This is a genomic window from Saccharothrix hoggarensis, assembly GCF_052936025.1.
In genome coordinates this window covers 5439016-5451377 of sequence record NZ_CP193624.1, presented here as the reverse complement: position 1 = coordinate 5451377, position 12362 = coordinate 5439016, and the positions used below count along the sequence as shown (strand labels likewise).

Below are 12362 nucleotides of genomic sequence, written 5' to 3'. Positions count from 1 at the left end.
TGCCTACCGTGGAATGGTGACGCCCGTGATCCGCTCGGCCGCGCTCCTCTCGGCCCTCGGCGCGGGCTGGATCGCCGCGTGGCAACTCGGACTTCGTGACGTCGACCAATCACCGGTGTACGGGTTCTTCATCACGGCACTGCTCGGTTTCGGTTTGTACGCGAGCACGAGCGGGATCGTGATCGCGGAATTCCGCGCGCAGTTCCGCACCGTCGTCCTCGCCGTCACGCTCGGCGTGCTCGCCAAGGTCGCGCTGATCTTCGCGGTGATGTTCTTCGCGTTCCGGGAACCGGAGCACCTGATCCTCGCGGTGGCGGTGGCGCAGATCGACCCGCTGTCGGTCGCCGCCGTCCGCGCCAAGTCCCGCATGTCCGACTCGGCGAAGGCGCTGCTGGCCGCGTGGGCGTCGTTCGACGACCCGATCACGGTGCTGCTCACCGTCTACATCACCGCGTACGCGCTGCAGGGCGGCGCGGTCGGCGGCGTCGGGTCGTTCGCGGTGAACCTGGTGCTGAACCTCGCCCTGGCCGGGGCCGCGTACCTGCTGTGGCGGTTGGTGCGCGGCCGGGTGCGGCAGGCCGAGGAGGGCCGCCGGGCGCTCCGGTACGCGGTGCGCGCCGTGATGGTGGTGGCGGTGCTCGCGGTCGGGTTCGTGGCCGTCCAGCACGCGTTGCTGCTGGCGTTGGCGCTGCTCGGGCTGTTCTTCCGGCCGAACCTGGGCCGGTGGGTCGACGGGCTGGCGGAGGCGGGCATGGTGCTCGCGATCGCCGCCGTGGGCCTGGTGCTGGCCGCCGAGTTCAGCTGGGCGCTGGCCGGCGTCGGCGTGGTGCTCGGCGTGGCGGCGTTCGGGGCGCAGGCCGTCGTGGCGTTCGCGCTGACGTCGCCGAGGCGGTGGCGCGGCGACCGGATGAGGCTCGCGCTCGGCCAGCAGAACGGGCTGACCGCGATCATCCTGGCGCTGCTGCTGGAACCGGCGTTCCCCGGCTCGATCGCCGTGGTCGCGCCCGCGGTCGTCGTGGTGAACCTGCTCCACGTCGTGACGAACGGCGCCTACGACCGGCTGCGGCCACCGCTCTCCCGCGCCGAACCCGAACCCGAACCCGCGCGTGAGCCGGACCGCCCGCAGCGGACCCGTGAGCCGTCCGCCACCGTCCCGCCGCTGGCCGCGTTCCGCCGGGTGAACCCGGCTCCGTGACCCGGCACGCGCGGACCTCTCAGGAGTGCGGGGAGCGCACGACGGCGCGGCGCACGCGTGGGCTGAGGTTGCGGAGGGCGTCGTGCACCCGGCTGCGCCGCGCGCCCTGGTTGACCTCGGCCACCAGGCCACCGGCCCGTCCCGACCACGGCGCCAGGGTGAACAGCGGGTCCAGCAGGAACAGCGGCAGGAACTCCACGATCCCGTCGTAGATCCCGCACAGCTCTTCGAGCTGCTCCTCGGCGTCCGGGTCGTCGCCCGCCGACCGGTACCACTCCGCCACCGCGGCCCGGAACGCCCGCACGGCCTTCTGCATCACCACGGCCTGGGCCGCGGCCTGCGTGAACTCCGGCGTCCGCAACCTGCGGTGCACGGCCTCCTGCGTCGCGGTCGGCGCGTGGTCGAACGCCTCCGCGAACATCGCGTCGAGCTGCGTCAGGTCCTCCAACGCGTCCACCGCGTCCCGGAACAGCCGCTCCACCTCGCCCGGCAGCCGGTCCTGCTCCGCCGCGCCACCGGCCGCCGCACCGCCCGTTCGCCGCCCGGCGTCGGGCCGCGCGTCACCCGCCAGCAGCCCGAGCTGCCGCTGGATCGCGCCCAGCTGCCGGTCCGACGACGCCCGCACGCCGTCCATGTGCTCGGCCAGCTGCTCGATGAACCCGTAGATGCTCGACTGCTGCCTGGCCAGCTGGTCCATCCGCAGGCGCAGCCCCGTCAGCGGGTCGCCGTCGCCGCCCAGCCGCGCGCTCGTCGCCCCGACCAGGGCCTTGAAGTCGTCCGCGAACGTCCGCTCGACGTACACCAGCGGCTCCCGGCCGAGCGGTTCGCGCAGCTGGATCGCCACGCCGTCGGCGACGACGCCGTTGACCAGCAGCACGATCTCCGCGTCCGGGTCGGCCTCGCGCACCGCCGAGATCCGTCGCATCACCGCGCCGACGTCCGCGTTGTCCAGCAGCGACCGGGTCAGCAGCACCGCGCACCCGCCCGTGCGGTCCGGGAACGTCACCCAGAAGTCCACCAACGACTCCTCGGCCACGCCCAGCAGGTGCCGGTGCAGGTAGTCGAGCCCGTTGGCGTCGAGCAGGCGGCGCACCACGCCGTCGACGTCGTCGGAGCTGAGCGAGCCGAACAGGTCGCGCGCCGCCTGCCGCACCATGTCCTCGGTGACGACGAACTCGCCGCCGGGCTCGCGGGACCGGTCGTCGGCCATCCGGAACACCCGGTGGCACAGCCGGATCACGTTGCGCGCGTTGCCGCGGGCGATGTCCCGCAGGTAGCGCGTGGTGTTGACGGTGAACGGCGCCAGCTGCCGCGTGCCGAACACCTGCTCCTGGGCCAGCGCGACGAACTCCCGCACCTCGCCCTGGCTGAGCCCCGACATCACCACCGTGTACGGGATGCGCTGACGCACCGCGGGCGGCAGCACGGACTTGAAGTCGGGCAGCCCGCACAGCACCAGGCACGCGCCCGCCTTCGCGAACACCTGGAGCAACGTCTGGAACGCCGCCATGGTCCGGGCCTGCGGCCGGCTGTCCGCCGAGAAGATCTTGTCCAGCTCGTCCACGGCCAGCACGAACCGCCGCTGCCTGCCGCCGAACAGCAGGGCGAACACGCCCATCGCCTCCAGCGCCGCCACCTCGGTGTCGATCGGCGTCGTGATGCCCCGCTCCACCAGCACCACGTCCGGCGTGCCGCCCAGCAGCCACGACCACACCGAGTGCTCGAAACCGGGCCGCAGCAGCAACGTCAGCGCGGTGCCGAAGTCCTTGTTGTTGGTCACCTCGCGCAGCGTGTCCTGGACCTTGCGCAGCAACGCGCTCTCCATCAGGCCCAGCCGCTCCACGACCTCCTGCGGCTCCAGCTGCCTGCTGCCGAGCCACTCCAGCATGTCGCTGGTCAGGCCGCTGCTCTGCAGCGAGTCGGCGACGATGTCCGCGTAGTACTCGCTGACCTGCGCGCGCACGCCCTCGCGGCCGAGCTTCTGCATGAACCGGCGGTACAGCTCGATGAAGCTCTCCGCGGTCGCGTCGAGGTACAGCGCGTGCGTCGGGTCGGCGAGCACCTGCCGGGCGTGCCGCACCAGCCGCACGGCGAGGTGCGTCTTGCCGGTGCCGTAGTCGCCGAGCACGGCCACCACCGTGCCGCTGCGGTCACGCCCGCCGCGCGCGGGCGGCGCGTCGAGGTAGGCGGTGAGGTGCGCGAGCGCCTGCCGCGTCGCGTCGGTGGTGATCGCCACGTCCACCGCGTCGGGATCGGCGTCGAAGTCCGTGATCCGGGCGACCGCCATCGGCGAGAAGGGGTTCTTCCGCGGGGGCGGGAGATCGCTGCTACCGCTCATGGCCCATTCACCGGTCCATTCCGGGACTTCGTGTTCAGAAACGCTCTGATGTCCTCGACGGAGACCAGGTCGGCTTCGGTGTAGCCTAGCCCCGACTCGAGTTTGTGCTCGTAAGTGCCGTGCAGGAACCTCTGCAGCATCGCGACCGACTGGCAGTGCTTCTCCACCAATTCGATCGCGTCCTCGCTCAATCGCGGAAATCGTCCCGCGTCCGCGTTGCGGGCCAATCGGTCCTCGGCGAAGCGCTGCGCGTCACCGGGGTCGAGCGGACCGACCGACAGGGTGATCGGCGGCACCCACGATTCGAGCCGCCGCACCACGTCCGCCACCTCGTCCCGGCCGAGGTACGCCGATTCCATCAGGAACAGCACCTTGGCGCTGCTGAACACCCGCGCGTAGCGGATCACCTCGTCCACCAGCTCGTTCGGGCTCGGCAGCAGCACGACCAGCGCGACGTCCTCGCGCAGCGCCCGGCCCAGGCGCGGGAACACCCGGCGCGGCACCTCGCGGGCGTCCTCCAGCCGGGACACCGCGTCCGGCCGCAGCGCGTCGCGGTCGACCAGCAGGTCGACCAGCTGGTCGCACACCTCCACCGTGCGCTGGTCGACGGACAGCGCCTTGTCGGTCGGCAGGCAGCCGGTGAGGTCCAGCACCACGCCGCGCAGGCCGAGGCGGTCCAGCTCCAGCACCACCCAGTCGGCGCACCGGTTGACCAGCGCCGTCTTGCCGCACCCCGACTCGCCGGTGACCAGCGCCAGCCGGCCGTACTCCAGCAGGCCGCCCAGGTCGTCCATCTGGCGGCAGAACTCCTGGAAGGCGGCCTCCGTGCCGTCCACGGGCACGTAGTACGAGCGGTGCGCCTGCCGGTCCCACGGGCGGAGGGGGCGCATGGGCGTGCCCTCCCACCCCGGCAGCGGGAACGGGTTGACCGGCTCGCGGGGCGCGCTCACCACGCAGCTCCCCGGCACCGCGCGCGCCCGCGCTCCATGCCCACCCCCGTCGCCTCGCGGCGGCCGACCCAAAGCCCCAGCCTACCGACGGAGAGTCGCACACGGGCGCGCATCCGTCAGCCGGCGTACCCGATCGGCGCAGCGGCGTTGCTACTGTCGGGAGTGGACGGTGGCCGCCCGGACGTCACCAGGGCGCGGGCGCGTAGTCCTTGAGGAAGCAGCCGTACAGGTCCTCGCCCAGCTCACCGCGCACGATCGGGTCGTACACCCGCGCCGCGCCGTCGACCAGGTCCAGCGGCGCGTGGAAGCCCTCCGCGGCCAGCCGCATCTTGGTCGGGTGCGGCCGTTCGTCGGTGATCCAGCCGGTGTCGACGGCCGTCATCAGGATGCCGTCGGTCAGCATCTCCTCGGCGCTGGTGCGGGTCAGCATGTTCAGCGCGGCCTTGGCCATGTTCGTGTGCGGGTGGCCCGGACCCTTGTAGGCGCGGCTGAACTGGCCTTCCATCGCCGAGACGTTCACGACGTACTTGCGGCGCGCGGGCGAGGCCGCCATCGCCGGGCGCAGCCGGGAGATGAGGATGAACGGCGCGGTGCTGTTGCACAGCTGCACTTCCAGCAGCTCCACCGGGTCGACCTCGTTGACCCGCTGCACCCAGCTGTTGACCGGCGCCTCGTCCGGCACCAGGCCGCCCGCGTCGATCTCCTTCGACCCGGCGGTCAGCGCCAGCGACGTCACGGCCGGGATCGTGTCGGCCAACGTGCCCGCCAACGCCACCGGGTGCGCGGACATCGTGTGCCCGAACGTCACCAGCTCGGGCAGCGGGCCGGACGTGAGATCGCCCGAGGTCAGCGGTTCGGCCTCGGCCGCCACCAGCGGCCCGTAGGCGTTGGCCGACCGGCGCACGGTCTGCGCCGCGTTGTTGATCAGGATGTCGAGCGGCCCGGCGGCGGCCACGGAGTCGGCCAGCTGCACCACCTGGGCCGGGTCGCGCAGGTCGATGCCGACCACGCGGAGCCGGTGCAGCCAGTCGGCGCTGTCGGGCATCGACGCGAACCGGCGCACGGCGTCGCGCGGGAACCGGGTGGTGATCGTGGTGTGCGCGCCGTCGCGGAGCAGCCGCAGCGCGATGTACATGCCGATCTTGGCCCGGCCGCCGGTGAGCAGGGCCCGCTTGCCGGTCAGGTCCGCGCCCTGGTCGCGCTTGGCCCGGTTCAGGGCCGCGCAGTCCGGGCACAGCTGGTGGTAGAAGGCGTCCACCTCGGTGTACCGCTGCTTGCACGTGTAGCAGGACCGGGCGCGCAGCAGCGTGCCCGCCCGCGCGCCGGGTTCCGGCTCGCGCAGCAGCAGGCCGCGGGTCTCGTCGTCGATGCGGGACGGCGAGCCGGTCGCGGTCGCCTCGATGACGGCGCGGTCGGCGGCCGTGACGGTGGCGCGGCGCTCGGCCTTGCGGCGCTTGCGGAGGTTCTTCCAGATCCCGGCGGTGGCCCGGCGGACGGCTACCGCGTCGGGGTGCTCGGTGTCCAGTTCGTCCACTTGGGCGAGCACCCGTAGGGCGATTTCCAGTTCGGCGGGGTCAATCGACACGCCCCGCACTCTACCTGCGTGGGATTTCGCCCCCGGACGGGTGAAATTCGCGTGAGCCACCGCTAGGGTGCCCGGCATGCCTACAGCGGGTACCGGCCCCAGGGTGCGGCGACTGGCCCACCCCGACGCCGACATCCGGGCGCGAGCCCTCGGCCTGCCCCGCGGTCGCCCGGTCCTCGCGGTGTTCGGCTCGACCGGCGCCGTGGACACCGAGCTCGCCGCCGCCGTGCTGCCCGTGCTGAGAGCGGTCCTCGCCGCCGCGGCGCGGGCCGACGCGGTGGTGGTCACGGCGGGCGCCGACGTCGGCGTGACGCACCTGGTCGGGCTGGCCGCCGAGTCGTTGGACGGCCGGTGGCCCCGGTTGGTCGGCGTCGCGCCGTCCGGGAGGGTCGCGGCGGAGGACGCCGAGCCCGCGCCCGGTGAGGTGCGCCTCAACGTGAACCACGACACGGCGGTGCTCGTGCCCGGCTCCCGGTGGGGCGAGGAGCTGCCCTCGTTGTTCCGCGCGGTGGACGCCGTGGCCGGTCGGAAGCGCCCCGCGCTGGCCCTGCTGGTCGGTGGGGACGACGTCGCGCGCGCCGCCCTGGTGGACCACCTCGGCCGCGACCGGCCGCTGCTCGTGCTCGCCGGCACGGGGGCTCTGGCGGACGAGATCGCGGGCGGCAAGCCGGCCCCGGACACCCCGACCCCCGCCGTCGCCGCCGGCCCCGTCTCGGCCGAGGACCCCGGCGTCACCGCCGCTGCGGCCGTTCCCGCCGGCGCTCCCGCGGCCGACGGGCCGGATGACGTCCCCACCGGCACGACCCCCGCCGACCTGAGTGCCGATGGCACGAGGGTTGCCGAGCCGGGGGCCGACGACCTCGCCGTGCTGGTGCGGAGCGGCCAGGTGGCGGTGGTCCACCTGGACGAGGGACCGGACAAGGTCGTCGCCGTGCTGCGGCGCGTGCTGGGCAAGCCGGCCGGGGCCAAGGTGCACGCCGACGTGCCGCCGCCCGCGGTGTGGCCGAGGGTCCGGTTCCGGGCGCCCGAGCCGCGTCCGGTGATCGACCCCGGTTACGTGCTCGACTACCCGCTGCTCGCCGACGCGATCCACGAGGCGAACCGCGTGGTCGCCCCCGCGCTGCACGAGTGCGAGGTCGCCGCCCTCCGCTCGCGGGAGCGGTCGCGGCTGCTCGTGGTGCTCGCCACCGCCGCCGGGTTCGGCACGACGGTGGCCGCCGCGCTGCAGGTGTGGCTGCGGGGCGTGCCGTGGCCGGGTGTGCTGCTGGCCGTGTCCGGCGCGGCGGCGGCGGTGCTCGCGGTCGTCGCGCGCGGCGGCGAGGACACCGGCGCCCGCATCCGCGCCGAGCGGTTGCGCGCCCTCTACTTCGACCACCTCGCCGCACCGCCGGCCGTCGACGACGCGGAGCGCGACGAGCGTTCCCGCGACCTCGCGACGGCCGTGGCGCGGCTCCGGCACGAATCGGTGAGCCGCACATGAGCCTGGCCGACGACGACCACCGCGAGCAGTTCCTCCGCGCCTACCTGCGCCACCGGGTGGCGGAGCGGCTGGCCGGCTTCGAGCAGGCCCAGGCCCGCTACGGCGCCGCCGGGCGCTGGGCGACGACCGCCGCCGTCCTGCTCTTCACGGCGGCCGCGGCGCTCGGCGCGGTGGCCGTGGCGGACGACGGGCGGCGCGCCCTGTGGGCGTTCCTGGCGACCGCCGCCGCGGCCCTGGCCACCGCCGTCACCGTCTACGAGGCGACGTTCTCCTTCCGCGCCCGCTCCCAGCGGTCCGCGGACGGCGTGGCGCTGCTCCACCTGCTCCAGGCGCACGGCGCCCCGGAAGGCGAGGACGGGGTCAACGCCTTCCGCACCGAGGTGGAGAGCGTCCTCCGCCACGGCGACCGCTGACCTGCCCGTCAGCTCGCCGCCACGGCGAGCCCGGTCGCCGCCAGCTTCGCCGTGCGGTGGCCGTTCACCCACACCCGCTCGTGGTACGCGCGCAGCAGCCCGGAGTGGATGGCCTCCACGTGCTCCGCCACCGCGCAGTCACGCCGCCACACCACCATCACCCGCCGGTGCACGGGGTTGCCCACGATCGGCTTCAGCAGCACGCCCGGCAGGTCGTGACCGGTCGGGAAGAAGCACGCCACCGTGTGCCCCGAGCGCACCAGCTCCGCCGCCGACGCCGGGTCGACGCCGAAGTGCGCGCACCGCGGCGTGAACCCGGCCGCCTCGCACGCCAGGTGCAGGTTGAGCCGCCCACCGCCGTGGCTCTCGTCCGGCACGGCCCACTCCTCGTCGGCGAGCTCGGACAGCCGGATCTCGGCCCGGCCGGACAGCCGGTGCCCGGCGGCGATCCCGACGAGCATCGGCTCGGTCACCACGGTCCGCCGGCCGACCTCTTCGGGTATCCGCAGAGGGCTCTGCGGGAACTCCGTGACGAGCGCGACGTCGAGCCTGCCCGCCCGGACCAGTTCGAGCACCGCGTCGCCGTTGCGCTCGATGTGCGTGGTCTGCGGGTGGGCCGGCAGCAGCGCCCGCACGACGCCCACGAGCAGCGGCGTCGGCGAGCCGGCCACACCGCCGAGCCGGATGCCCGTGTCGTCGTTCTCCGCGGCGAGCTTCCGCGCCGTGACGAGCAGGTCGTCGAACCGTTCCACCAGGTCACGTGAGCGCAGCAGGACGTGGCGGCCCAGTTCGGTGAGCTCGACGCCGTCGGTGCGGCGCACGAACAACGGGCCTCCGAAGCCGCGCTCGATCCGGCGCAGCTGGGCGGTGAGCCCGGCCTGCGCGATCTTCAACAGCGAGGCGGCCCGACTGATGCTGCCCGCCTCCGCCACGGTCAGCACGACGTGAAGGTGCCTGAGCTCCATGTTCACTGCGGCAGCCTAGGGCGTAGCCGCCGCGCCGAGAAGACGCGCGGGCGTTGCTCCAACAGGTGCATAACTGGCGAGTTATCGCCACCTCACACCTCCCCTCCGGCTCACCCGTTCCACCACCCTGCTGGGCGTTGACACCAAATCCTGGGGAGGTGTGACCCACTATGAGGAAAGCGTTGCGGCTGCGACGCCTTTCCCGCCCGCGCGACGACAGGTACCTCTTCGTCCCGCTCGACCACAGCGTGTCCGACGGCCCGGTGGTGCCGCGCGACCGGTGGCACGAGCTGATCGATTCCGTCGTGGTGGGCGGCGCCGACGCCATCATCGTCCACAAAGGACGGGTTCGGACGATCGACCCGGCCGTGCTCGCCGGCTGCGCCCTCGTGGTGCACCTGAGCGCCGGCACGGCGCACGCCGCCGACACCAACGCCAAGGTGCTCGTCGGCGAGGTGGACGAGGCGCTGCGGCTGGGCGCCGACGCGGTGAGCGTGCACGTCAACATCGGCTCCGACACCGAGGAGCGGCAGCTCGTCGACCTCGGCGTGGTGGCCAAGGCGTGCGACGAGTGGAACGTGCCGCTGATCGCCATGGCCTACCCGCGCGGGCCGCGGATCGCCGATCCCCACGACGCCGCGCTGCTCGCGCACGTGGTGAACATCGCCGTCGACCTGGGGGCCGACATCGTCAAGACGAACCTCGCCCTGCCCGCCGAGCGGATGGCCGAGGTCATCGCCAGCTGCCCGATCCCGGTGCTGGTCGCGGGCGGTCCGGCGACCGGCGTCAGCGTGGTCGACCACGCCCGCACGGCGATGGCGGTCGGCTGCGCCGGCCTCGCCGTCGGCCGCCGAGTGTTCACCTCGGACGCGCCGATGTCCCTGGTCGCCGAGCTCGCGTCGATCGTCCACGACGACACCCGGTCCGACCTGGTCCGCGCCATGACGGGCGTAGTCGCCCAGTCATGACACTTATTGGAGAACAGTTGAAGTTCGCCTGGATCGACCTCAGAACCGTCCCCGAAGCGCACCGCGAGGCCGTCGTGGACGCCGCCGTGCACGCCCGGCTCGCCGGTGTCGTGTCCGACGACCCGGCGCTGCTCGACGCGCTCCCGCCGACGGTCACCCGCGTGCTCGTCGCCGACGAGGCGGTGGACAGCCCGCACCTGGTCACCGTCGTCGTGGACGACCAGGACCGGCTCGACCGGCTCACGTCGGACGCGGCGTTCGTGCGGGTCCGCGACGACCGCACGCTCAAGCTCGCGTGCGCGGCGGCGGTCCGCCTCGGGCACACCGTCGTGGAGTTCGCCGACCCGACGAAGATCCCGCTGGAGATCGTCATCGCGGCCGCCGACGGCGCGGCGGGCAAGCTGATCACCGTCGTGGCCGACCTCGAAGAGGCCGCGATCGTGCTGGACGTGCTGGAGCACGGCTCGGACGGCGTGCTCCTCGCGCCGCGCGACGCGAACGACGTGTTCAAGCTGGCCCGGCTGCTGGAGGCGACGACCCCGCCGCTGAACCTGACCACGCTGGTGGTCGAGGGCATCACCCACAACGGCCTGGGCGACCGGGTCTGCGTGGACACCGCCTCGCACTTCCGGGAGGACGAGGGCATCCTCGTCGGCTCCTACTCGTCCGGGTTCATCCTGTGCTGCAGCGAGACCCACCCGCTGCCGTACATGCCCACCCGGCCGTTCCGCGTGAACGCGGGCGCGCTGCACTCCTACGTGCTCGGCCCGGACAACCGCACCAACTACCTGTCCGAGCTCCGGTCGGGCAGCACGGTGCTCGCGGTGGACTCGGAGGGCCGCACGCGCAAGCTCACCGTCGGCCGCGCGAAGCTGGAGTCGCGCCCGATCCTCACCATCACCGCGCACTCGCCGGAGGGCGTCGAGGTGAGCCTCACCGTGCAGGACGACTGGCACGTGCGGGTCCTCGGCCCGGGCGGGAAGGTCCGCAACGTCACCGAGCTGCAACGGGGTGACGAGCTGCTCGGGTACATCGCGACCGAGCAGCGGCACGTGGGCATCCCGATCGGCGAGTTCTGCAAGGAGACCTGACCCGAATGCGAGAGTTCGTCACCGACCTGCTGGGCCGCCACGGCGACGACGTGCCGCTGCTCAGCCACGACCACACCGTCACCCACGGGTCGCTGCGCGCCTCGGTCGCCGCCGAGGCGCGCGTGTTCGCGGCGGCCGGGGTGGGGGAGGGCAGCACGGTCGCGCTGCAGGTCCCGCCGAGCTTCACCCAGTTGGAGGCGGCGCTGGCGCTGTGGACGCTCGGCGCCAGGGTCGTGTCGCTGGACCACCGGCTCACGCCCGCCGAGGTCGCCGTGGTCCGGGAGCTGACCCGCCCCCAGTTCGCCGTGCGCGCGTCCAGCCGGTTCGCCGGCGTGTTCCGCGAGCGGTACGAGCTGGTCACCGAGCGGTGGCCGGGCGGCCTGCCCGCCGCGACCGGCCACCGCCTGGTGCAGTTCACGTCCGGCTCGACCGGGCGGCCGAAGGTGGTGGGCCGGAGCACGGAGTCGCTGGCCCGCGAGCTGGCGCGGTTCGCCGCCGCCGAGGGCATGCCGGGCCGGGGCGAGAAGTTCCTGGTCCTCAGCAACACCGCGTACAGCTTCGGCCTGATCGGCGGGCTGCTGCACGCGCTCTCCGCCGGGGTCGAGCTGGTGTTCGCGGCACGCCCGTCGTCCGCCGAGGACGTCCTGAGGACCGCGGCGCGGCACCGGGTGGACTTCCTCAGCGGCCAGCCGTTCCACTACGCCATGCTCGCCGACACGGGCGAGGGCGAGGCGCTGCGCTCGGCGCGGGGCGCGTTCGCCGGCGGCGAGCTGATGCCGCCGGAGGTGGCCGAGCGGTTCGCCGCCGTCTTCGGGTTCCCGGTGGGGGAGTGCTTCGGCACCACGGAGACCGGCGCGCTGACGATGGACGTGAGCGGCGCGTCCCGGCCGTCCGTGGGCCGGCCGCTGTCCGACACCACGATCAGGGTGCGGGACGGCCTGGTCGAGGTCGCGCTCGACGAGTCGCCGTACCTGCACGAGGACGGGCCGTCCCGGTACTCGGACGGGTGGTTGCGCACGGGTGACCGGGGCGAGTTCGACGCGGACGGCAACCTCGTGCTGCTGGGCCGGGCCGACTCGCTGGTCATGGTGCAGGGCTTCAACGTCGACCTGACCGAGGTCGAGGCGGCGCTGCGGTCCCACCCGCTGGTCACCGAGGCGATCGCGGTGCACGACGGCGCGGTCGAGGCGTACGTCGGGACCGAGTCGGACGCGCTGACCTCCGACGACGTGGCCGCGTGGTGCGCGGAGCGGCTGGTGGAGTTCAAGCTGCCGCGGCGGGTCCACGTGCTGCGGGCGTTGCCGCGCACGTCCACCGGGAAGCTGGTGCGCAACCCCGAGGTCCTCGCCGACGCGCGGTGATCGTTCGTGTGGCAGG

10 protein-coding genes are annotated in these 12362 nt (G+C 73.6%); 6 read left to right on the top strand and 4 right to left on the bottom strand.

The features are described 5' to 3' along the window. The first annotated feature begins 16 nt into the window (after positions 1-16). Positions 17-1195 carry a hypothetical protein gene (locus ACRAKH_RS24505; protein ID WP_380728346.1) on the top strand — a complete coding sequence of 393 codons (1179 nt, stop codon included), beginning with the start codon at positions 17-19 and terminating at the stop codon, positions 1193-1195. A 19-nt stretch (positions 1196-1214) separates the two neighbouring features. On the opposite strand, the gene ACRAKH_RS24500 is transcribed toward ACRAKH_RS24505, so the two are convergent. The 3 genes from ACRAKH_RS24500 to ACRAKH_RS24490 all read right to left on the bottom strand — a co-directional run bounded on the left by ACRAKH_RS24500 (position 1215) and on the right by ACRAKH_RS24490 (position 6068). Beyond that, positions 1215-3533: a hypothetical protein gene (locus ACRAKH_RS24500; protein WP_380728344.1), complete on the bottom strand. Its 2319-nt coding sequence runs from the start codon at positions 3531-3533 to the stop codon at positions 1215-1217. Further along, positions 3530-4483: a hypothetical protein gene (locus ACRAKH_RS24495; protein WP_380728342.1), complete on the bottom strand. Its 954-nt coding sequence runs from the start codon at positions 4481-4483 to the stop codon at positions 3530-3532. The genes ACRAKH_RS24500 and ACRAKH_RS24495 overlap by 4 nt, the downstream gene beginning before the upstream one ends. Positions 4484-4667: 184 nt before the next feature. Further along, a complete protein-coding gene (locus ACRAKH_RS24490; protein ID WP_380728340.1) occupies positions 4668-6068 on the bottom strand; it encodes an SDR family NAD(P)-dependent oxidoreductase in 1401 nt (466 codons plus the stop codon). 76 nt (positions 6069-6144) lie between these two features. Here ACRAKH_RS24490 and ACRAKH_RS24485 point away from each other — a divergent pair, with 76 nt between their 5' ends. After that, positions 6145-7548 carry a hypothetical protein gene (locus ACRAKH_RS24485; protein ID WP_447009319.1) on the top strand — a complete coding sequence of 468 codons (1404 nt, stop codon included), beginning with the start codon at positions 6145-6147 and terminating at the stop codon, positions 7546-7548. Beyond that, positions 7545-7961: a hypothetical protein gene (locus ACRAKH_RS24480; RefSeq protein WP_447009318.1), complete on the top strand. Its 417-nt coding sequence runs from the start codon at positions 7545-7547 to the stop codon at positions 7959-7961. The genes ACRAKH_RS24485 and ACRAKH_RS24480 overlap by 4 nt, the downstream gene beginning before the upstream one ends. 8 nt (positions 7962-7969) lie before the next feature. Here ACRAKH_RS24480 and ACRAKH_RS24475 read toward each other — a convergent pair whose 3' ends face one another. Beyond that, a complete protein-coding gene (locus tag ACRAKH_RS24475) occupies positions 7970-8926 on the bottom strand; it encodes a LysR family transcriptional regulator (protein ID WP_380725721.1) in 957 nt (318 codons plus the stop codon). Between the two features lie 170 nt (positions 8927-9096). On the opposite strand from ACRAKH_RS24475, the gene ACRAKH_RS24470 reads away from it, so the two are divergent. From ACRAKH_RS24470 to ACRAKH_RS24460, 3 genes are read left to right on the top strand one after another with little or no spacing between them, the layout of a single operon-like run. After that, complete coding sequence (locus ACRAKH_RS24470; protein ID WP_380725717.1) at positions 9097-9894, top strand: 2-amino-3,7-dideoxy-D-threo-hept-6-ulosonate synthase; 798 nt, start codon at positions 9097-9099, stop codon at positions 9892-9894. A gap of 17 nt (positions 9895-9911) precedes the next feature. Continuing rightward, positions 9912-10985 carry a 3-dehydroquinate synthase II family protein gene (locus tag ACRAKH_RS24465; RefSeq protein ID WP_380725715.1) on the top strand — a complete coding sequence of 358 codons (1074 nt, stop codon included), beginning with the start codon at positions 9912-9914 and terminating at the stop codon, positions 10983-10985. A 5-nt stretch (positions 10986-10990) separates the two neighbouring features. Further along, positions 10991-12346 (top strand): class I adenylate-forming enzyme family protein, encoded by a 1356-nt coding sequence (locus ACRAKH_RS24460; RefSeq protein WP_380725713.1) that lies wholly within the window; start codon positions 10991-10993, stop codon positions 12344-12346. Positions 12347-12362 lie beyond the last annotated feature (16 nt).